19 protein-coding genes are annotated in these 19,646 nt (G+C 69.3%); 8 read left to right on the forward strand and 11 right to left on the reverse strand.

The genetic code is table 11. The features are described from left to right. Window positions 1-122: 122 nt before the first annotated feature. The 4 genes from hutU to hutI are packed head-to-tail and all read right to left on the reverse strand — an operon-like array spanning window position 123 to window position 5,399. Window positions 123-1,787, reverse strand: a complete 1,665-nt coding sequence (hutU, locus tag ACO6VK_RS07190) for a urocanate hydratase (protein ID WP_422506220.1) — start codon at window positions 1,785-1,787, stop codon at window positions 123-125. After that, window positions 1,784-2,638, reverse strand: a complete 855-nt coding sequence (gene hutG, locus ACO6VK_RS07195; protein ID WP_422506221.1) for an N-formylglutamate deformylase — start codon at window positions 2,636-2,638, stop codon at window positions 1,784-1,786. Before hutG ends, hutU begins: the two co-directional genes overlap by 4 nt. Then, window positions 2,635-4,176, reverse strand: coding sequence for a histidine ammonia-lyase (gene hutH, locus ACO6VK_RS07200; protein ID WP_422506222.1), 1,542 nt, complete (start codon window positions 4,174-4,176; stop codon window positions 2,635-2,637). Before hutH ends, hutG begins: the two co-directional genes overlap by 4 nt. 23 nt (window positions 4,177-4,199) lie before the next feature. After that, complete coding sequence (gene hutI / locus ACO6VK_RS07205; protein WP_422506223.1) at window positions 4,200-5,399, reverse strand: imidazolonepropionase; 1,200 nt, start codon at window positions 5,397-5,399, stop codon at window positions 4,200-4,202. Window positions 5,400-5,462: 63 nt separating this feature from the next. On the opposite strand from hutI, the gene ACO6VK_RS07210 reads away from it, so the two are divergent. Beyond that, on the forward strand, window positions 5,463-6,842 hold the full coding sequence (locus ACO6VK_RS07210; protein ID WP_422506224.1) for a formimidoylglutamate deiminase: 1,380 nt from the start codon (window positions 5,463-5,465) through the stop codon (window positions 6,840-6,842). Between the two features lie 30 nt (window positions 6,843-6,872). Further along, window positions 6,873-7,601: a histidine utilization repressor gene (gene hutC, locus ACO6VK_RS07215; protein WP_422506225.1), complete on the forward strand. Its 729-nt coding sequence runs from the start codon at window positions 6,873-6,875 to the stop codon at window positions 7,599-7,601. Between the two features lie 39 nt (window positions 7,602-7,640). On the opposite strand, the gene ACO6VK_RS07220 is transcribed toward hutC, so the two are convergent. The 3 genes from ACO6VK_RS07220 to ACO6VK_RS07230 all read right to left on the reverse strand — a co-directional run bounded on the left by ACO6VK_RS07220 (window position 7,641) and on the right by ACO6VK_RS07230 (window position 9,696). After that, window positions 7,641-8,648 carry a restriction endonuclease gene (locus ACO6VK_RS07220; protein ID WP_422506226.1) on the reverse strand — a complete coding sequence of 336 codons (1,008 nt, stop codon included), beginning with the start codon at window positions 8,646-8,648 and terminating at the stop codon, window positions 7,641-7,643. 199 nt (window positions 8,649-8,847) lie between these two features. Beyond that, the gene (locus tag ACO6VK_RS07225) at window positions 8,848-9,342 is read right to left on the reverse strand and encodes a phasin family protein (protein WP_422506227.1); all 495 of its coding nucleotides are present in this window, start codon (window positions 9,340-9,342) and stop codon (window positions 8,848-8,850) included. Between the two features lie 78 nt (window positions 9,343-9,420). Continuing rightward, window positions 9,421-9,696 (reverse strand): polyhydroxyalkanoic acid system family protein, encoded by a 276-nt coding sequence (locus tag ACO6VK_RS07230; protein WP_422506228.1) that lies wholly within the window; start codon window positions 9,694-9,696, stop codon window positions 9,421-9,423. A 121-nt stretch (window positions 9,697-9,817) separates the two neighbouring features. Here ACO6VK_RS07230 and ACO6VK_RS07235 point away from each other — a divergent pair, with 121 nt between their 5' ends. The 4 genes from ACO6VK_RS07235 to aroA all read left to right on the forward strand — a co-directional run bounded on the left by ACO6VK_RS07235 (window position 9,818) and on the right by aroA (window position 14,499). After that, window positions 9,818-10,618, forward strand: a complete 801-nt coding sequence (locus ACO6VK_RS07235) for an FHA domain-containing protein (RefSeq protein ID WP_422506229.1) — start codon at window positions 9,818-9,820, stop codon at window positions 10,616-10,618. Between the two features lie 96 nt (window positions 10,619-10,714). Next, complete coding sequence (gene serC / locus ACO6VK_RS07240; protein ID WP_422506230.1) at window positions 10,715-11,800, forward strand: 3-phosphoserine/phosphohydroxythreonine transaminase; 1,086 nt, start codon at window positions 10,715-10,717, stop codon at window positions 11,798-11,800. 52 nt (window positions 11,801-11,852) lie between these two features. Then, on the forward strand, window positions 11,853-13,067 hold the full coding sequence (gene pheA / locus ACO6VK_RS07245; RefSeq protein ID WP_422506231.1) for a prephenate dehydratase: 1,215 nt from the start codon (window positions 11,853-11,855) through the stop codon (window positions 13,065-13,067). Between the two features lie 118 nt (window positions 13,068-13,185). After that, on the forward strand, window positions 13,186-14,499 hold the full coding sequence (gene aroA, locus ACO6VK_RS07250; RefSeq protein ID WP_422506232.1) for a 3-phosphoshikimate 1-carboxyvinyltransferase: 1,314 nt from the start codon (window positions 13,186-13,188) through the stop codon (window positions 14,497-14,499). 60 nt (window positions 14,500-14,559) lie between these two features. Here aroA and ACO6VK_RS07255 read toward each other — a convergent pair whose 3' ends face one another. Next, complete coding sequence (locus ACO6VK_RS07255) at window positions 14,560-15,135, reverse strand: energy transducer TonB (RefSeq protein ID WP_422506233.1); 576 nt, start codon at window positions 15,133-15,135, stop codon at window positions 14,560-14,562. Window positions 15,136-15,271: 136 nt separating this feature from the next. Then, window positions 15,272-15,907, reverse strand: a complete 636-nt coding sequence (locus ACO6VK_RS07260) for a TonB family protein (protein WP_422506234.1) — start codon at window positions 15,905-15,907, stop codon at window positions 15,272-15,274. Between the two features lie 133 nt (window positions 15,908-16,040). On the opposite strand from ACO6VK_RS07260, the gene serS reads away from it, so the two are divergent. Further along, the gene (gene serS, locus ACO6VK_RS07265) at window positions 16,041-17,321 is read left to right on the forward strand and encodes a serine--tRNA ligase (RefSeq protein WP_422506235.1); all 1,281 of its coding nucleotides are present in this window, start codon (window positions 16,041-16,043) and stop codon (window positions 17,319-17,321) included. Window positions 17,322-17,356: 35 nt separating this feature from the next. Here the strand turns inward: serS and ACO6VK_RS07270 are convergent, their stop codons facing one another. After that, window positions 17,357-17,710 carry an SH3 domain-containing protein gene (locus ACO6VK_RS07270; protein WP_422506236.1) on the reverse strand — a complete coding sequence of 118 codons (354 nt, stop codon included), beginning with the start codon at window positions 17,708-17,710 and terminating at the stop codon, window positions 17,357-17,359. A gap of 205 nt (window positions 17,711-17,915) precedes the next feature. Beyond that, window positions 17,916-18,497, reverse strand: coding sequence for an NAD(P)H-dependent oxidoreductase (locus tag ACO6VK_RS07275; RefSeq protein ID WP_422506237.1), 582 nt, complete (start codon window positions 18,495-18,497; stop codon window positions 17,916-17,918). A 122-nt stretch (window positions 18,498-18,619) separates the two neighbouring features. Between ACO6VK_RS07275 and ACO6VK_RS07280 the strand changes: the two genes are divergently transcribed. Then, window positions 18,620-19,612 carry a LysR family transcriptional regulator gene (locus tag ACO6VK_RS07280; protein ID WP_017357441.1) on the forward strand — a complete coding sequence of 331 codons (993 nt, stop codon included), beginning with the start codon at window positions 18,620-18,622 and terminating at the stop codon, window positions 19,610-19,612. Window positions 19,613-19,646: the final 34 nt, after the last annotated feature.

The following is a 19,646-nucleotide window of genomic DNA, read 5'->3' on the forward strand; positions in this document are numbered from 1 at the left end:
GTGGGGATGGATTGCGGTCCGCAAAGGCAGGTTTTGCCGGGGGGGGGGGGGCTTTTGTCCCCCACGCCCGATTCCGCCCGGTAGGTGCGGACCGCTGGTCCGCACGCTCTCCCCAGCCGCCCTCAGCGAATCCCAGGCAGATCCAGCCCCTTCTCTTTCGCGCAGTCCATCGCGATCTCATACCCCGCATCGGCATGGCGCATCACGCCCGTCGCCGGGTCGTTCCACAGCACGCGTGCAATGCGCTTGGCGGCCGCCTCGGTGCCGTCGCAGACGATCACCATGCCGGCGTGCTGCGAGAAGCCCATGCCGACGCCGCCGCCGTGGTGCAGCGACACCCAGGTGGCACCGCTGGCCGTGTTGAGCAGGGCGTTGAGCAGCGGCCAGTCGGACACCGCATCTGAGCCGTCGCGCATCGCTTCGGTTTCGCGGTTGGGCGAGGCGACGCTGCCGCTGTCCAGATGATCGCGGCCGATCACTACCGGCGCCTTGAGCTCGCCGTTGGCCACCATCTCGTTGAAGGCCAGGCCCAACCGGTCGCGATCACCCAGGCCAACCCAGCAGATGCGCGCCGGCAGGCCCTGGAACTTGATCTTCTCGGCGGCCATGTCCAGCCAGCGGTGCAGGTGCGGATTGTCCGGAATCAGCTCCTTGACCTTGGCGTCGGTCTTGGCGATGTCTTCCGGGTCGCCGCTCAGCGCGGCCCAGCGGAACGGGCCGATGCCGCGGCAGAACAGCGGGCGGATGTAGGCGGGTACGAAACCGGGGAAGTCGAACGCATCCTCAACGCCTTCTTCCAGCGCCATCTGGCGCAGGTTGTTGCCGTAGTCCACGGTCGGCACGCCCAGCGCATGGAAGGCGAGCATGGCGCGGATGTGGTTGGCCATCGACGCGCGTGCCGCCTTTTCCACGGCCTTGGGGGCGCTCACGCGCTTGTCGTCCCATTCCTCCACGGTCCAGTCCTGCGGCAGGTAGCCGTTGACCGGGTCGTGCGCGGAGGTCTGGTCCGTGAGCAGGTCCGGCTTGACGCCGCGCACCAGCAGTTCGTCCAGCACGTCGGCGACGTTGCCGAGCAGGCCGACCGACAGCGGCTTTTTCGCGGTGCACGATTCCTCGATCAGGCGCAGCGCCTCGTCCAGGTTGTCGGTCCAGGTGTCCAGGTAGCCGGTGCGCAGGCGCATCTCGATGCTGCTCCTGCGGCATTCCACCGCCAGGCACGAGGCGCCGGCCATCACCGCGGCGAGCGGCTGCGCGCCGCCCATGCCGCCCAGTCCGCCGGTGAACAGCCACTTGCCGGCCAGGCTGCCGTTGTAGTGCTGGCGGCCCATTTCCACGAAGGTTTCGTAGGTGCCCTGCACGATGCCCTGCGCGCCGATGTAGATCCAGCTGCCGGCCGTCATCTGGCCGTACATCGCCAGGCCCTTCTTGTCGAGCTCGTTGAAGTGGTCCCAGTTGGCCCAGCGCGGCACCAGGTTGGAGTTGGCGATCAGCACGCGCGGCGCATCGACGTGGGTGCGGAACACGCCCACCGGCTTGCCGGACTGCACCAGCAGAGTCTGGTCGTCTTCCAGGCGCGTGAGCGTATCGACGATGGCGTCGAAACTCTCCCAGTCGCGCGCGGCCCGGCCGATGCCGCCGTACACCACCAGTTCCTGCGGGCGCTCGGCCACGTCCGGATGGAGGTTGTTCATGAGCATGCGCAGCGGCGCTTCGGTCAGCCAGCTTTTCGCGGTGAGGGTGGTGCCGGTCGGCGCGGTGATGGTGCGGGACGGGTCGTTGCGGGTCATGCGGCGCTCCGGTTGGTCGCGAAGTCAAGGCAGGCAGTGAGCACCTGCGCCAGGGTGCGGCGCAGCGGTGCGGCGTGGTCGGGGTCGAGCGGGGTGGGCCAGCTGTGGTCGTCCAGCTGGTCCGCGGCCGGCTCGTGCATGTAGCCACGGCAGGCCAGTTCCATCTGCAGGCTGTGCACGCCGCCGGGGATGTCGCTGTAGTGGCGGGTGATCCAGCCGCCCTTGAAGCGGCCGTTGCGCACCTGCGGCATGCCGCTGATCCGGCACAGGTTCTCCACGACGTCGCTGAGCGCGTTGTCGCAGGAGGTATCCGGTGCACCGGACGGGCCGGCGGTGCCGAGGTTGAACTGCGGCAGTTCGCCGTCGAACAGGTGCGGGATGCGTGAGCGGATCGAGTGCGCGTCGTACACCACCACGGTGCCGTGGCGCTGGCGCAGCCGCGCGATCTGCGCGGCCAGCGCGTCGTGGTACGGCGCGAAATACGTGCCGCGGCGGCGCGCGATCTCCGCCTCGTCCGGTGCCATGCCGGGCCGGTACAGCGGCTGGTTGTCGAAGGTGGTCAGCGGGCACAGCCCGGTGGTGTTCTGCCCCGGGTACAGCGATACGCCGCTGGGATCGCGGTTGAGGTCGATCACCGAACGCGAGATCGCCGAGCGCACGGTGGTGGCGCCCATGCCACGGGCGAACTCGTACAGGTCGTGCACCCACCAGTCGGCATCGCGGCGGGCCAGCCACGGCGACACGAAGTGACCGGCCAGCTCCTCGGGCAGGTCGCTGCCGGTGTGCGGAAAGCTGACGATCAGCGGGGCATCGCCTTCATGCACCTGCAGCCACTCGGGCCGGATGTTCATGCCAGCGGCTCCACCTGCGGCAGCACGCCGGCCAGGCCCTCGGCCAGTGCGCCGCTGCGCACCAGCGCGGTGGCGGCCACCATGTCCGGGTGGAAGTAGCGGTCGTCCTGCAGGGTCGGCACCTGCGCACGCAGGCGCGCGCGCACGCCTTCCAGCGCGGTGCTGGAGCGCAGCGGGGCGTGGAAGTCGCAGCCCTGCGCGGCGGCCAGCAGCTCGATGCCGACCACGTTGGCCGCGTTCTCGGCCATTGCCAGCAGGCGGCGGGCGCCATGCGCGGCCATCGACACGTGGTCTTCCTGATTGGCCGAGGTCGGAATCGAATCGACGCTGGCCGGGTAGGCGCGCTGCTTGTTTTCCGAGACCAGCGCGGCGGCGGTGACCTGCGGAATCATGAAGCCGGAGTTGAGGCCGGGCTTGGGGGTCAGGAAGGCGGGCAGGCCGGACAATGCCGGATCCACCAGCATCGCGGTGCGGCGCTCGCTGATCGAGCCGATCTCGCACACCGCCATCGCCAGCATGTCGGCGGCGAAGGCCACCGGCTCGGCGTGGAAATTGCCGCCGGACAGCGCCTCGCCGGTGTCGGTGAACACCAGCGGGTTGTCGGACACGCCGTTGGCTTCAATCGCCAACGTGGTGGCGGCCTGGCGCATCACATCAAAGGCCGCGCCCATCACCTGCGGCTGGCAGCGCAGGCAGTACGGGTCCTGCACGCGTACATCGTTGTCGCGGTGCGATTCGCGGATCGCCGAGCCCTGCATCAGCGTGCGCAGCGCGGCGGCCGTGGTGATCTGCCCGCGCTGCCCGCGCAGGGTGTGGATGCGCGGATCGAACGGGGTATCCGAGCCCTTGGCCGCTTCCACCGACAGGGCCCCGGTGACCAGGGCTGCCTGGAACACGGTGGTGATCGCGAACAGGCCGGCCAGCGCATAGGCGGTGGAGTACTGGGTGCCGTTGAGCAGGGCCAGGCCTTCCTTGGCGCCCAGCACCAGCGGCGCCAGGCCAAGGCGGGCGAGCGCGTCGGCCGCGGGCAGGCGCTCGCCGGCGACGAAGGCTTCGCCGACGCCGATCATCACGCTGGCCAGGTGCGACAGCGGGGCCAGGTCGCCGGACGCACCGACCGAGCCCTGGCACGGAATCACCGGCACGATGTCGTGCTGCAGGAACGCTTCGAGCAGCGCCAGGGTCTGCGGGCGGATGCCCGATGCGCCCTGCGCCAGGCTGGTCAGTTTCAGCGCCATCATCAGCCGTACCACGGGCGCGGGCATCGGCTCGCCAACGCCGGCCGCGTGCGAGAGCACGATGTTGCGCTGGAGGGTTTCCAGGTCGTCGCGCTCGATGCGCACGCTGGCCAGCTTGCCGAAGCCGGTATTGATGCCGTACACCGGCTCGCCCTTGGCCACGATCGCCGCCACGGTCTGCGCGCTGCGCAGCACCGCCTCGGCCGAGGCCGGGTCCAGGCGCACCCGCGCCCCGTCGTGGATCGCGCGCCATTGCGCCAGCGTCACAGCGCCGGGGTGCAGGGTCAGGGTAGTGCTCATGAAATCTCCAGACAGCTCGGAAGTCAGACGGATACGCCGCGCATCACGCGCGCGTGCAGCGGGTTGAAGCCCATGCGGTACACCAGGTCGGCGGGTGCCTCGATGTCCCACAGGGCGAGATTGCAGTCCAGACCGACCGCGAGGCGGCCGATGCGGTCGGCGCGGCCCAGGGCGCGCGCGGCATCACGGGTGAAGCCGACGATGCACTCCTCCACGGTCATGCGGAACAGCGTGGCGGCCATGTTCATCGCCAGCAGCGGGCTGGTGAGCGGTGAAGTGCCGGGGTTGGAATCGGTGGCCAGCGCCAGCGGCACGCCGGCCGCACGCAGGGCGGCGATCGGGGGCAGGGTGGTGTCGCGGGTGAAATAGAACGCACCCGGCAGCAGTACCGCCACGGTGCCGGCGGCGGCCATCGCGGCGATGCCGTCGGCGTCGAGGTGTTCGATGTGGTCGGCCGACAGCGCGCCGTGGCGGGCAGCCAATGCGGCGCCGTGCTGGTTGCTGAGCTGCTCGGCGTGGATCTTGATCGCCAGCCCGTGGTGCTTGGCCGCCAGGAACACCTGCTCGGCCTGTGCGGCGCTGAAGGCGATGTTCTCGCAGAACACATCCACCGCCTCGGCCAGGCCCTCGGCGGCGACCGCGGGAATCATCGTTTCGCACACCTCGTCGATGTAGGCCTGCGCGGTGCTTCCCGGCGGAATGGCGTGGGCGCCGAGGAAGGTCGGCACGATCTCCACCGCGCGCAGCTGGCCCAGGGTGCGGGCCACGCGCAGCTGCTTGCTTTCGTCGGCCAGGGTGAGGCCGTAGCCGGATTTGATCTCCAGCGTGGTGATGCCTTCGGCCAGCATCGCGTCCAGCCGCGGCAGACTCGCGGCGATCAGCGCGTCCTCGCTGGCGGCGCGGGTGGCGCGCACGGTGGAGACGATGCCGCCGCCGGCGCGCGCGATGTCGGCGTAGCTCACGCCCTGCAGGCGCTGCTCGAACTCGCCGGCGCGGTTGCCGGCGTAGACCAGGTGGGTGTGGCAGTCGATCAGCCCCGGGCTGATCCAGCGGCCATCACAGTCGATGCGCCGGGCCGGCTGCAGGTGCGCCTCCGAGCCGGCCGGGCCAACGTGCACGATGCGACCGTCGGTGGCGGCGATCACGCCGTTCTCGATCACCGCCAGGCCGGGGCCGTCGACGGTGATCAGGTGGGCGTGGTACCAGAGGGTGTCACAGTGCATGGCAGCAACCACAGCGGTGTATATGTCTATACAATATAGGCGCCTCTTCCGGGATGTCCAGTGATGCCAGCCAACCCCGCTCCGCTGCTCGTTTTCCACGCCGCCCACGCACTGCTGCCCAGCGGCTGGGCGCGTGATGTGCGCATCGCCTGCCAGGGCGGCACGCTGGTCGAGGTGACCGCCGGGGTGCCGGCGCAGCCTGGCGATACCGCGCTGGCCATCGCCGTGCCGGGGCTGGGCAACCTGCACAGCCACGCCTTCCAGCGCGGCATGGCCGGCCTGACCGAGATCGGCGGCAACAGCGGCGACAGCTTCTGGAGCTGGCGCGAGCTGATGTACCGCTTCCTGGCCCACCTGCAGCCGGATGCGGTGCAGGCCATCGCCGAACAGGCCTATGTGGAGATGCTCGAATCCGGCTTCACCCGCGTGGGCGAGTTCCACTACCTGCACCATGCCGCCGATGGCACCCCGTACGCGGACCGTGCCGAGATGGCCGCGCGCATCGCGGCGGCGGCGCAGGGCAGCGGCATCGGCCTGACCCTGTTGCCGGTGTTCTACGCACATGCCGACTTCGGCGGCGCCGCGCCGAACCCGGCCCAGCGCCGGTTGATCCACGATGTGGACGGCTTCGCCGCGCTGCTGCAGGGCTGCGCGCACGCGCTGCGCGGCAACGACGACGCCGTGCTCGGCATCGCCCCGCACAGCCTGCGCGCGGTCACCGGTGACGAGCTGGCCGCGCTGCTGCCGCTCACCACCGGCCCGGTGCACATCCACATTGCCGAACAGACCCGCGAGGTCGATGCGTGCGTGGCCTGGAGCGGCCTCCGTCCGGTGCGCTGGCTGTACGAGCATGCTCCGGTGGACGCGCGCTGGTGCCTGGTGCACGCCACCCATGTGGATGCCGACGAAGTGCAGCGGATGGTGGCCAGCCAGGCGGTCGTTGGGCTGTGCCCGATCACCGAGGCCAACCTGGGCGATGGTCTGTTCCCGATGCAGGACTTCGCGCGCGCCGGCGGCCGTTTCGGCGTGGGCTCGGATTCCAACGTGCTGATCGATGCGGCCGAAGAGCTGCGTCTGCTCGAATATGGCCAGCGCCTGCAGCTGCGCGGGCGCAACGTGCTGGCCCCGGGCGACGGCCAGTCCAGCGGTCGCTGGTTGTTCGAGCAGTCGCTGCGTGGCGCCGGACAGGCGCTGGGCGTGGCCACGGGGTTGCAGGTGGGCGCACCGGCCGATGTGGTCGAGCTGGACCCCGCGCACCCGGCGCTGATCGCACGCGAGGGTGATGCGTTGCTTGACAGCTGGGTGTTCGCCGCACGTAATGGTGCGGTGCGTTCGGTGTGGCGCCAGGGGCGCCAGCTGGTCCGCGAGGGCCGCCATCTGCAGCGCGACGCTGTGGCCGCCCGCTTCGCCAACGCCCTTCGTACTGTTCTGCAGGCCGGCTGACCGCCGGCCGTGCCCTCCCAGGAATCCCGCGTGACGGGCAAGAAAGCACCCACCCTCAACCAGCGCATCCGCGCCGATCTGGAGAGCCGCATCCTCAGTGGGACGTGGCCGCCCGGGTTCCGCATTCCCTATGAGCACGAGCTCATGGAGCAGTACGGCTGCTCGCGGATGACCGTGAACAAGGTGCTGACCGCGCTGGCCGAGAGCGGCATGATCGAACGCCGCCGCCGCGCCGGCTCCTTCGTGGCGCGGCAACCGCCGCACCTGGAACAGGTGGCGCTGGAGATCCCCGATATCGCAATGGCGGTCGGCGCGCGCGGCCACGTGTACGGCTATCAGCTGCTCGAGCGCGCCTATCGCGCCCCGCGCGCCGAGGCCGACGAAGAGGTGGCGCTGGCCGGCGGCGAGAAGCTGCTGGCGATCCGCTGCCTGCACCGTGCCGATGGCCGGCCGTTCGCGCTGGAGCACCGCCTGATCAGTCCGGTTGGCGTGCCCGAGGTGCTGGAGGTGGATTTCACCACCACCGCGCCGGGCAGCTGGCTGCTGCAGAACGTGTCCTGGACGCGCGCGCAGCACCGCATCAGTGCATGGGGCGCCGACGACGCCGCTGCCGCGCTGCTCGAGGTCAAGCCTGGTACGGCGTGCCTGGTGATCGACCGCCTGACCTGGCGCGGCGAGCAGCCGATCACCTGCGTGCGTCAGATGTTCCTGGGCGATGCCTGGGACCTGGTGGCGCGCTTCTCACCGGGCGCGCGCTGAGGCCGCGCGCGTCGCGGCCTTCGATCAGCCCGTGGTTCTTCAGAGCGTGGCGCACTGGCGCCAGCGCACCGGCTCGTCCACACCCGGGCGCGGATTGAGCTGGATGCGCACGGTGCGCAGGGCCGGGTAGCGGGTCACTTCGGCGCAGATCAGCGGCCACACCTGGTCGATCTCGCCGGTGCGGTTGATCGCCAGGGTCTGGCGCGTCAGCCAGATGCCGCTGGCCACGCCGGGTTGCCCGGCGAGCGCGCGCGACAGCTCCTGCTGGTAGCGGTCCAGGGTGGCGGTGTCGGGGTTGGCTTCCATTGACGGCACCGGCGGGGCGGCCGGCGCAGGCGTCGCCGGTGCAGATGTGGCCGGCGCAGATGCCGGCACCGGTGCAGGCGTGGCGGCAGGGGGCGCGGCCGGGGTTTGGGCCACGACCGGCGCGGCAACGGCGGCACTGTTCTCCAGGCGCGAGGTCAGGTAGCCCATGCCCACCAGCAGGCCCAGCGTCAGCGAGCCCAGCGCGGCGATCGAAATCCGGCGGATCGCCTCGCGGCGTGCGCCGGCCTGCACCCGCGCTTCCATGTCGCCGGGCAGGTAGGGCTTGAGCAGCGGCCACAGCAGGTGGCCGTCAAGCACTTCCACGCCCTGTTTGTCGGCGGCCAGGCGGCCATCGCGTTCGACCCGGCCCTCGGTGATCAGGATGCCGCCACGGGCACCGGCCAGGCGCGCGGCGGCGCCCAGCTCATTCACCGCAGCGGTCCCGATGCGGTAGGCGCGGCCGTGCTTGCACGACACCAGCCAGCGGTGCTGGCCGTCGTCCATCATGAAGTCGCTGCGCGGCTCACGGCTGTCGTCAGCCTCGCCCGGCACATCCTTCAGGCCGCGCTGCTCGCGCATGGCCCGGCGCACGATCTCGGAAAAATCCCGCCAATGCATGCCCGCCAGCGCGTTCAGCCCGAGCTGGGTCTCCTTTCGCCGCCGCTTGACCAGCCACAGGTAGGCCGTCGCCAGGAACCACACAATGAGGGCCAGCAGCAGGGCCAGAATCCAGGAGAACATTAGATGCTTGATCTGAACAGGGAAGAACGATCAACAGTTTATATGTGCCCACCCGGCTGTGCGGTGTGATGTAAGGCACAAAAAACCCGCCAATCCGTAGCCGTGAGGGGAGGGAACAAACGGCGAAGAAGCGATTGGCGGGTCGATCTGGATTGTCAACAAAGTTCTGCTGCTTTGCAACAATCGATGCGGCGGCCGGTCAGGGCGGCGATCCTGGCGACTGATGGCTGCCCGGGGACGGGTCCGCATTGGGGGAGGCGTTGCGGTTTTCGGCCCGGTTCACGCGCGCGGTGAGGGCATCGATGCGGGCATTGAGCGCGGCCACGTCGTCGGCGGTGGGGATGTTGAGGCGCTTGAGCACGCCCTGCACGCGGTCGTCGAAGGCCTTTTCAACCTTGTCCCACGTGCCGGTCGCCTTCTCGCGGGCGTCGCCCAGGTGTTCTTCCACGCTGTCGCGCCAGCGCGGCGTGTCGCCGGCCTGCTCGCGGTTGCGGGCCTCGATGGTCTCGCCTTCCTTCACCAGCGTGTCGAACACGCGGCTGCCTTCGGCCTGTGCACGCCCGAACGCGCCAAGCCCGGCCAACCATACCTGCTGGGCCGAATCGGTCAGCCGCCGCGAGAAGCGTTCGGCCTGATCCTGCAGCGAGGGCTTCTCGCCCGGGCTGCGTTCGTCGAATTCGTCGTGTGCATTCATGCTGCGATCCCGTTGGGTGGACTCCTTGGGATCGTAATCACCCCGACCGTTGCGGCGGGGTGATGGCGCGCAGGCGGTTCAGCCGAGCTTTTCCTTGAGCACGCGCTGGATCTCGCTTTCCACCATGCCCTTCATCGCCGAGAGCAGGAACCCCAGCTTGGCGGTGACGTGCACCTGGCCGGGCAACAGCGCGATCGCGCCATCCACGCCGGAGCCGGAGAAGTTCAGCACATCGCCCAGCCAGTTGGACTGCAGCCCGAAGCGCTCGGAGAGCTTGGCCGCCACATCCTCGATCGCCTGGCGTGCGCCGTCGACGGGAAGGGAATGTGCGTGGCGGATATCGATGCTGGACATAGGGGCTCCTGGCGGACCGTGGCGGGGAAAGGGGGTGCATTGTGCGCATCCTGACCGACAACTCCAAGGTCTGCGTCACACTTCTTCTTCCCTGACAGTCAACCTGCTAGGCTTTCGCCGCGTGCAGAACCTGCGAGTCCACTTCACCCATCGCCAACATCCCGACCAGCCCCTGCGGCCCGGGGTGCATCGCATCGTGCGCCACGCCTCGGGCACCGTGCGGCTGGCCGACGACAGCCCCGGTACGCTGCTGCTGGCCCAGTTCTGTCTGGACGACCGTGGCCTGTGGCTGCAGGTCGCCACCGGTATTCGTGGCATCCACGTCAACGGTCGCCCGGTCCGGCGCATGGCGCTGCTGCGTCCCGGCGACGCGGTGTATGCCGATGGCGTGGAGATGGTGGTGCAGGGCGAGTGCGAAGCGCTGGCCCAGGCACCGGCGCGCAGCGACGAGGGCGGCGACGACCCGCGCCTGCTGCGTGGCGTGGGCGGCCAGCACCACGGCCGCAGTTTCACCCTCGACCGGCCGCGCGTGATCGGCAGCAGTGTCGAGGCCGACATCGTCATCGACGACCCGGCCTTCGCCGAGCAGCACGCCCGCCTGGAACGCCACGGCGAGCGCCTGCTTCTGCGCGACCTCGGCGCCGGCGAATCCACCCGGGTCAACGGCATCACCGTGCGGCACTGCTGGCTGCAGCCGGGCGACCAGCTGGTGTTCGATGCCCAGCACCGTTTCGTGCTGGAAGTGCCGCACGACGGCCGCCGCCGCGCGGTGGAGGCGGAGGACGACGAACCGCTCGACGCCCCGGCCGATGCCGATGTCGCCACCAGCCGGCCGCGCGTGCAGCGCTGGCCGTGGCTGCTGGCCAGTGCGGTGCTGCTGGCCGGTGCGATCAGCGGGCTGCTCTGGTTCGGCGCGCGCTGACCGATAGATTCGTTTGCAACCAAATTTGCCTTGTGCGGCAAGGCCTAAAGCCTGGTGCGCTGCGGCATACTAGGGGTCTTGCCCCATAGGTGTGACATGACGCGCGCGTTCAATTTCAGTGCCGGCCCCGCAACCCTGCCGGAATCGGTCCTGCGCCAGGCGCAGGCGGAAATGTTGGAATGGAACGGCGCCGGCGCCTCCATCGTCGAGATGAGCCACCGCGGGCCGGAGTTCATGGCCGTGGCCGCCCAGGCCGACGCCGATCTTCGCCGCCTGATCGGCATTCCCGACGACTACGCCGTGCTGTTCCTGGCCGGTGGCGCCACCACCCAGCAGGCCCTGCTCGCGCTCAATTTCGCCCGCCCCGGGCAGACCGTGGACTACGTGGTCACCGGGCACTGGGGCAAGACCGCGATCAAGCAGGTGGCCCCGTACGTCAACGTCAACGTCGCCGCCAGCAGCGAAGCCAACGGCTTCCACGACATTCCGGCGCGCGACAGCTGGCGGTTGTCCGATGACGCCGCCTACGTCCACATCACCGCCAACGAAACCATCCACGGCGTCGAGTTCCGCGATACGCCGGACGTCGGCGATGTGCCGTTGTTCGCCGATTTCAGCTCGTCCATCGCCAGCGAGCCGCTCGATGTGAGCCGCTACGGCCTGATCTACGCCGGCGCGCAGAAGAACCTCGGCCCGGTCGGGGTGTCGGTGGTGATCGTGCGCCGCGACCTGCTTGAACGCAGCGGCCAGCCGCGCGCCGACATCTTCGATTACCGCTCGCACGTGGCGCGCGATTCGATGCTCAACACCCCGCCGACCTGGAACTGGTACCTGGCCGGGCTGGTGTTCCAGTGGATGCTGGCCGAAGGCGGCGTGGAGGAATTCGCCCGCCGCAACGCCGCCAAGGCAGCGCTGGTGTACGGGGCCATTGATGCGTCCGGCGGGTTCTACCGCAACGACGTGGTGCCGGCGGCACGCTCGCGCATGAACATCCCGTTCTTCCTGCCCGACGACACGCTCGACGCGCGTTTCGTCAGTGAGGCCAAGGCCGCCGGCCTGCTGGCGCTGAAGGGCCACAAGGCGGTCGGCGGTATCCGCGCCTCGCTGTACAACGCCATGCCGGTCGATGGCGCCCGCGCGCTGACCGCGTTCATGGGCGATTTCCAGCAGCGCCACGGCTGAGTCCTTCGTTTCAACCGGGGCGCCTGCCGCCCCACTGCACCTGGAATTCCTGATGGCCAAACAACCCGCCAAGCCCACTGCCAAGGCCGCCGCCAAGCCTGCGTCGACCAAGTCGACCAAGTCGACCAAGCCGTCCAAGACGCCGGCCAAGCCCGCGCCCAGCGCCAGGACCGAGGCCGCGCTGCCCGCGCCGGTGCTCTCGGACGTGCGCGCCAAGATCGACCATATCGACCGCAGCATCCAGGCGTTGATCGCCGAACGCGCGCAGTTCGCCCACCAGGTCGGCAAGGCCAAGGGCAAGCTTGCCGCCGCGGTCGATTACTACCGCCCCGAGCGCGAGGCGCAGGTACTGCGCATGGTGGTGGACCGCAACGAAGGCCCGCTCAGCGACGAAGTGCTGGTGCATGTGTTCCGCGAGATCATGTCGGCCTGCCTGGCCCAGCAGGAGCCGCTGAAAATCGGCTACCTCGGTCCGGAAGGCACCTTCAGTCAGCAGGCCGTGCTCAAGCATTTCGGCCGCTCGGCGCTGGGCCTGCCGCTGGCCAGCATCGAGGAAGTGTTCCAGGAAGTGGAAGCGGGCAACGCCGATTTCGGCGTGGTGCCGGTCGAGAACTCGGGGCAGGGCACCATCCAGATCACCCTGGACATGTTCCTCACCTCGAACCTGAAGATCTGCGGCGAAGTGGAACTGCGCGTGCAGCAGTACCTGATGTCGCGCAGCGGCCGGCTGGATGACGTCGAGCGTGTGTACGGCCATCCGCAGTCGTTCATGCAGACCTCCTCGTGGCTGCGCGCCAACCTGCCCAAGGCCGAGAAGATTCCGGTGTCGAGCAATGCCGAAGGCGCCCGCCGCGCCCGCAACGCAGACGATGCCGCCGCCATCGGTGGCGAGAGTGCCGGGCACGTGTACGGCCTGAAGAAGGTCGTCACCAAGCCGATCCAGAACGACGCCGACAACACCACGCGCTTCCTGGTGGTGGGCCGCACCATCTTCCCCACCTCCGGCCACGACCGCACCTCGGTGCTGGTGTTCATCCACGACAAGCCCGGCGCCCTGTTCGACGTGCTCAGCCCGTTCGCGCGGCACGGCATCAGCATGAACCGCATCGAATCGCGCCCGTCGCACAACGCCAAGTGGGAGTACGGCTTCTTCATCGACCTGGCCGGCCACATCGACGACCCGGCAATGCAGGCGGCGCTGGCCGAGCTGGAAGCGCACTCGGCACAGATCAAGGTGCTGGGCTCGTATCCGGTGGCCGTGCCCTGATCGACCCGCGTCGCCGCGCACCGTGCGCGACGCACCGCCCCGGCGTTCCGTGACGCCGCGGCTGCTCCCCCGAACCACGCCGCGCGCCCGTGCGCGCGGCCGCCATACAGGATCGACGATGACCGCTTCTCCGTACTGGATCGCCCGCAAGGGCCAGCCCCTGCAGGGCAGCCTGACCATTCCCGGCGACAAGTCCGTGTCCCACCGCGCGGTGATGTTCGCCGCGCTGGCCGATGGCGTCTCGCACATCGACGGTTTCCTGGAAGGCGAGGACACCCGCGCCACCGCCGCGATCTTCGCGCAGATGGGCGTGCGCATCGAGACCCCGTCGCCGTCGCAGCGCATCGTGCACGGCGTCGGCGTGGATGGCCTGCAGGCGCCCACCGCGCCGCTTGACTGCGGCAATGCCGGCACCGGCATGCGCCTGATCGCTGGCGTGCTCGCCGCGCAGCGCTTCGACTCGGTGATGGTCGGCGATGCATCGCTGTCGCGCCGCCCGATGCGCCGCGTCACCGGCCCGCTGGCGCAGATGGGCGCGCAGATCGCCACCGAGGCCGACGGCACGCCACCTCTGCGCGTGCAGGGCGGCCACACGCTGCACGGCATCGACTTCGCCTCGCCGGTGGCCAGCGCCCAGGTCAAATCCGCCGTGCTGCTGGCCGGCCTGTATGCGCAGGGCGAAACCTCGGTCAGCGAACCGCACCCGACGCGCGATTACACCGAGCGCATGCTGCGCGCGTTCGGCGTGGACATCGCCTTCTCGCCAGGCCAGGCTCGCCTGCGCGGCGGCCAGCGTCTGCGCGCGACCGACATCGCCGTGCCCGCCGACTTCTCCTCGGCCGCCTTCTTCCTGGTCGCCGCCAGCATCATTCCCGGCTCCGAACTGCGCCTGCGCGCCGTTGGCCTGAACCCGCGCCGCACCGGCCTGCTGGCCGCGCTGCGCCTGATGGGCGCGGATATCGTCGAGGAGAACCATGCCGAACACGGTGGGGAAGCGGTGGCCGATCTGGTCGTGCGCCACGCCCCGCTGCACGGCGCGGAGATTCCCGAAGCGCTGGTGCCGGACATGATCGACGAGTTCCCGGCGCTGTTCGTCGCCGCCGCTGCCGCGCAGGGCAACACCGTCGTGCACGGTGCCGCCGAACTGCGGGTGAAGGAGTCCGACCGCCTCGCCGCGATGGCCACCGGCCTGCGCACGCTGGGCGTGCAGGTGGATGAAACCGACGACGGTGCCACCATCCACGGCGGTGCCACGCTGGGCAGCGGCACCATCGAAAGCCACGGCGACCACCGCATCGCGATGGCCTTCGCCATCGCCGGCCAGCTCAGCAGTGGCGAGGTGCGCGTCAACGACATCGCCAACGTGGCCACGTCCTTCCCGGACTTCGACGGCCTGGCCACCGGCGCGGGTTTCGGGCTGCGCCAGGGCTGATTCGCCCCACGAAAAAGGGAGGCCAGCGGCCTCCCTTTTCGTTACGCACTTCCGCGTGCATCAGCGCTCGGTGCGGAAATCCACCGGCACACGCACCACGCTGGCCACGGCACGGCCGTTGTGCATCGCCGGCTCGAACTTCCAGTCGCGGACGGTGCCCAGCACCGCTCGGTCCAGATCGCGGTCGCGGGTGCCGCTGCGCTGCACGATGTTGGCGTCGGTCACCTGGCCACGGGTATCCACGTTGAGGCTGGCCACCACGCTGCCTTCCACGCCGCTGCGCAGGGCAGTACGCGGGTAGACCGGCTTGGCGTTGCTGGCCAGCGGGCGCGCATCGCGGTTGCGTACCGCCGGGGCGGCCTTGCGCTGCTGCGTGGCGTTGGCCGGGGCCGCCTGGCGCGGGGCCGGCGCGGTCGCAGCGACCGGGGTTTCGGTGGCGGGCAACATGCGCTCACCGACCGGCGGCGCGGTGGGTTCGCCCGGCGCGGCATAGCGCAACCAGACCAGCGCGGCGGCAAACATCGCCACGATCAAGGCAATCCACAGCCACGGCGACGTACGCCGGCGGCCGGGCTCATCGATGACGTCGCGCTGCTGCTGCGGCGAAGCATGCATTTCCGGATGGGTAACACTCATAGCGGACTCCTTGTGTCGTTGCGACACCCGCAGTCTTGCCCGGGCCCGGTTCCGGGTGTGTCAGCGCAACGTCAACGCGACGACTGCATTGCCGACGGGGTTCAGCTTGCTGACCCGTTACGCAACCGGCGCCGCATTACTCCGGCTTGAAGTCGAACGGCACTTCAATGCTGCCCGGCACCGGCTGGCCGTTGCTCTGCGCGGGCTGGAAGCGCCAGCGGCGCACGGCATCGGTGGCCGCGCGGTCAAGGTCGCGTGAACCGCTGCGCTGGATGATGGTCACATCCACGGGTGCGCCGGTCGCGTCCACGTCCACGCGCACCACCACGCTGCCACTCTCGCCCCGGCGCAGCGCGCCCGGCGGATAGCTCGGCGGCGGCGACTGGTCGGCGATCGGCATCGGGCGGTCGCCGGCGGCCATCGCCACCGGGGCCGTTTCCGGTGCCGGCGCTGCCGGGGCGGCGGGCGCCGGCGGGGGCGGTGCGGTTTCCACCAGTTGCGGCACATCCTCACCGGCGGGTGGGGCCTTGGCGTCGGGCATGTCGCTGGAACCGGCCGCCGCGGGCAGGGGTTCGGGCAGCGGCTCGATCTCGGCCACCTGCTGCGGGGTCTGCGCGGGGCTGGCCTTGTAGAAGTCGTCGTTGCGACTGCTCAGCCACACCACCAGGAACAACAGCAGGCCGACGCCAAAGGCGATGCCCGCGATCATCAGGCTGCGGCGGGGCAGGTGGAAGGTGATGTTCTTGCCAGACGAAGAGCGGGAAGCGGACATGAGCCATACCGTTGTGAACCCCCCGATTCTGCCACGGACCCGCTGACTGGCGCGTGTCATGGGCCTGCAGGGCGGCAGAAATCCGCATAACAGGCGATAATCCCTTTCCAGACCCGCAGACCTTTCCCACGCCATGCTCGATCCAGCCCTGCTCCGCCAACAGCCCGCCGACCTTGCCGAACGCCTGCGCACCTCGCGCGGTTTCGAGCTGGATGTCTCCGCGCTGGAGTCGCTGGAAGCCGATCGCAAGCGCATCCAGGTGCGCACCCAGGAGCTGCAGAGCCTGCGCAACAGCCGCTCCAAGGCCATCGGCCAAGCCAAGGCCAAGGGCGAGGACGTGTCGGCGATCATGGCCGAAGTGGCCGCCTTCGCCGATGAGCTGAAGGCCTCCGAAGTGACCCTGGACGAGCTGCGCGAGAAGATCGAAGCGATCGCGCTGGGCCTGCCCAACCTGCCCGCCGACGATGTGCCGGCCGGCAAGGACGAATCGGAGAACGTCGAGCAGAAGCGCTGGGGCACCCCGCGCAGCTTCGACTTCCCGGTGCTCGACCACGTCGAGCTGGGCGCCCGCAACCGGGGCCTGGACGCGGAAACCGCCGCCAAGCTGTCCGGCGCGCGCTTCACCGTGCTGCGCGGGCCGCTGGCGCGCCTGCACCGCGCCCTGGGCCAGTTCATGATCGACCTGCACACCGGCACGCACGGCTATGAAGAAACCAACGTGCCGCTGCTGGTCAACGCCGACTCGCTGCGTGGCACCGGCCAGCTGCCGAAGTTCGAGGACGACCTGTTCAAGACCGCGGTCGGCGAGTCGACCCGCTACCTGATCCCGACCTCGGAAGTGCCGCTGACCAACATCGTCCGCGACGAAATCGTCGATGCCGACCAGTTGCCGCTGCGCATGACCGCCCAGTCGATGTGCTTCCGCGCCGAAGCCGGCAGCGGCGGCCGCGACGTGCGCGGCATGATCCGCCAGCACCAGTTCGAGAAGGTCGAACTGGTCGCCGCGTGCCGCCCCGAGCAGAGCGAAGACGAGCACCAGCGCATGACCCGCTGCGCCGAAGTGGTGCTGGAGACGCTCGGCCTGCCGTACCGCAAGGTGCTGCTGTGCACCGGAGACATGGGCTTCGCGGCGGTGAAGACCTACGACCTGGAAGTGTGGCTGCCTTCGCAGGACACCTACCGCGAGATTTCGTCCTGCTCCAACTGCGGCGACTTCCAGGCGCGCCGCATGCAGGCCCGCTGGCGCAATCCGGAGACCGGCAAGCCCGAGCTGCTGCACACCCTCAACGGGTCGGGCGTGGCCATCGGCCGCGCAATGATCGCAGTGATGGAGAACTACCAGAACGCCGACGGCAGCATCACCGTCCCCGACGCGCTCAAGTCCTACATGGGCGGCATCGAGACCATCGGCTGAGCCACGAAAAACCCGCCAATCGGCGGGTTTTTTCGTTATGGGCCGTCGCGCAACACCCGCAACGGCACCCATCCCGAGCCGCGACCGTCGGCCGCCTCGCTCCACACCCAGCCATTCATGATGCGGTCCCCATCCAGCACCTGGCCGACATCCACATCCAGCTCGCGCGCGCAGTAATCCTCGCGCGCGAACGCCCGCTGCTGCGCATCGCGCCCGATCACCTGCGCCGGCACCCAGCCCGGTTGCTGGCCTGCTGCCTCGCACAGATACCAGTCATCCCATCCTTCGGGACCCTGATAGCGTTCGCCAACCACCAGCGCGTCGCCGCGGCTCAAGGTGATCGGCTGGGGAAACTCGCTGCGGTGGGACGCAACAACGATGTAGCGCATGCACTGGAATCCATTACGGAGGAACACAAAGCCTACCCGTAATCGCCCGTAGCGCCGGGTTCTACCCGGCTGCTCTCCCATCGCGCCAAAAAAAGATGGCCCCAAAAGGGGCCATCAGACGCAGCAACCGGCAGGGGAGAGAGAACCGGTTGCCGCGCACCACACCGTCACGACGAGGGGGAGGGGACGGGATGGGACGAACGACTCAGGCCGCGGCGAGCGCCTGCGGCTGCGGCAGCGCGGCCAGCGCACCGGCGATGGCATCGGTGCGGTGCTGCGGCGAGTAGGCGATGCCTTCGGCGCGCACGAACTCCACGGTGTCGATGCCGAAGAACGCGAACACCTGGCGCAGGTACGGGTCCTGGAAATCGGTCGGGGCACCGGTGTGCAGGCCGCCGCGGCTGCTGGCCACGATCACCCGCTTGCCACCGGCCAGGCCCACCGGGCCGTTCTCGGTGTACGTGAATGTGCGGCCGGCCACGGCCAGGCGGTCGATCCACGCCTTGAGGGTGGAGGCCACGCTGAAGTTGTACATTGGGGAGCCGATGACCACCACGTCAGCGGCCAGGAACTGTTCCAGCACCTGTTCGGCATCGGCCGCTTCGGCCGCGTCGGTTTTGGCCAGCGAGCTGCTGCGCAGGTGGGCAACCGGCTGGGCGTCGAGGTCGCGGTAGCTGACCTCAAGATCCGGCACCTGGTCGCGCCACTGCTGGACCACGGCGGCCGACAGCTGGCGGGAGACGGAGTTGTCGCCAAGGACGCTGGCGTCGATGTGAAGAAGCTTCATGGCATGTACCTTGTTCTGGGGAGAGGCGGTAGACGCCGCCGACGGAGAACACGATAGGTTGTTGCTAGTTTGGGATAAAGGTGGTTGAATGCCACGTATTGTTCTAAATCTGGAACTTCGGAATGCACGACCTCAACGATCTCTACTACTTCGCAATGGTGGTGGACCACGGGGGCTTTGCCGCGGCCGAACGCGCGCTGGGCATCCCCAAATCCCGCCTGAGCCGCCGTATCAGCCAGCTGGAAACCGACCTGGGCGTGCGCCTGCTGCAGCGCTCCACGCGCCGGTTTGCGGTCACCGACGTCGGCACCAGCGTCCATCGCCATGCCCAGACCATGCTCGCCGAGGCCCAGGCCGCCCGTGAGGTGGTGGACCGCCTCAGCGCCGAGCCGCGAGGCGTCGTACGCGCCAGCGTGCCGGTGTCGCTGGCGCAGATGCAGCTGCCCAAGCTGCTGCCCAAGTTCCTGGCGCAGTACCCGAAAGTGCGGCTGCAGCTGAACATCAGCAACCGCCGCGTGGATATCATCAACGAAGGCTACGACGTCGCCCTGCGCGTGCGCTCGCGCCTGGATGACGACGGCAGCCTGGTCATGCGCAGCTTCGGCCAGGTGCAGGAACTGCTGGTCGCCAGCCCGAAGTACCTCGACCGCGCCGGGCGCCCCAAAGACCCCGACGAGCTGGCCAACCACGTCACCCTGAGCATCAGCGAAGACGAAGCCCGCCAGCGCTGGGAGCTGCACGGCCCGGAAGGCGCGGTACGGCGTGTTGACCTGCAGCCGCGTGTGGCCGGCTTCGATTTCCCGCTGCTGCAGAGCATGGTCAAGGACGGCTTCGGCATCACCATGCTGCCGGAAACCGTGTGCGCCGAAGCGGTGCGCAACGGCGAGCTGGAAGTGGTGCTGCCGGACTGGTCGCTACCGCAGGGCATCTGCCACGCCGTGTTCGCCTCCCGCCGCGGCCTGCTGCCGGCGGTGCGCGTGTTCATCGACTTCCTGGCCGAACACCTGCCGCCCCAGCTCGAAGCCTCGCGCCTGGATTGCGGCGGCGCCTGCGAACGTGCCAAGGAGAAGATCAAGGCGAGTGCGCTGGGTGCGCTGGCGGTGGACGCGGGCTGATACCCGCCTTTGCGTCGAACCAGGCGTCGGTGAT

Source organism: Stenotrophomonas sp. GZD-301 (assembly GCF_049310345.1).
Lineage (GTDB): Bacteria > Pseudomonadota > Gammaproteobacteria > Xanthomonadales > Xanthomonadaceae > Stenotrophomonas.

Excerpts from the sequence above, each read along its gene's own strand:
- ACO6VK_RS07260 (WP_422506234.1), bottom strand. The coding sequence starts at position 15,907 with ATGTCCGCTTCCCGCTCTTCGTCTGGCAAGAACATCACCTTCCACCTG.
- ACO6VK_RS07255 (WP_422506233.1), bottom strand. The coding sequence starts at position 15,135 with ATGAGTGTTACCCATCCGGAAATGCATGCTTCGCCGCAGCAGCAGCGC.
- ACO6VK_RS07225 (WP_422506227.1), bottom strand. The coding sequence starts at position 9,342 with ATGAATGCACACGACGAATTCGACGAACGCAGCCCGGGCGAGAAGCCC.
- ACO6VK_RS07280 (WP_017357441.1), top strand. The coding sequence starts at position 18,620 with ATGCACGACCTCAACGATCTCTACTACTTCGCAATGGTGGTGGACCAC.
- serS (WP_422506235.1), top strand. The coding sequence starts at position 16,041 with ATGCTCGATCCAGCCCTGCTCCGCCAACAGCCCGCCGACCTTGCCGAA.
- hutU (WP_422506220.1), bottom strand. The coding sequence starts at position 1,787 with ATGACCCGCAACGACCCGTCCCGCACCATCACCGCGCCGACCGGCACC.
- ACO6VK_RS07210 (WP_422506224.1), top strand. The coding sequence starts at position 5,463 with ATGCCAGCCAACCCCGCTCCGCTGCTCGTTTTCCACGCCGCCCACGCA.
- ACO6VK_RS07220 (WP_422506226.1), bottom strand. The coding sequence starts at position 8,648 with ATGTTCTCCTGGATTCTGGCCCTGCTGCTGGCCCTCATTGTGTGGTTC.
- ACO6VK_RS07230 (WP_422506228.1), bottom strand. The coding sequence starts at position 9,696 with ATGTCCAGCATCGATATCCGCCACGCACATTCCCTTCCCGTCGACGGC.
- hutG (WP_422506221.1), bottom strand. The coding sequence starts at position 2,638 with ATGAACATCCGGCCCGAGTGGCTGCAGGTGCATGAAGGCGATGCCCCG.
- hutI (WP_422506223.1), bottom strand. The coding sequence starts at position 5,399 with ATGCACTGTGACACCCTCTGGTACCACGCCCACCTGATCACCGTCGAC.
- hutH (WP_422506222.1), bottom strand. The coding sequence starts at position 4,176 with ATGAGCACTACCCTGACCCTGCACCCCGGCGCTGTGACGCTGGCGCAA.
- ACO6VK_RS07275 (WP_422506237.1), bottom strand. The coding sequence starts at position 18,497 with ATGAAGCTTCTTCACATCGACGCCAGCGTCCTTGGCGACAACTCCGTC.
- ACO6VK_RS07270 (WP_422506236.1), bottom strand. The coding sequence starts at position 17,710 with ATGCGCTACATCGTTGTTGCGTCCCACCGCAGCGAGTTTCCCCAGCCG.
- serC (WP_422506230.1), top strand. The coding sequence starts at position 10,715 with ATGACGCGCGCGTTCAATTTCAGTGCCGGCCCCGCAACCCTGCCGGAA.
- pheA (WP_422506231.1), top strand. The coding sequence starts at position 11,853 with ATGGCCAAACAACCCGCCAAGCCCACTGCCAAGGCCGCCGCCAAGCCT.
- aroA (WP_422506232.1), top strand. The coding sequence starts at position 13,186 with ATGACCGCTTCTCCGTACTGGATCGCCCGCAAGGGCCAGCCCCTGCAG.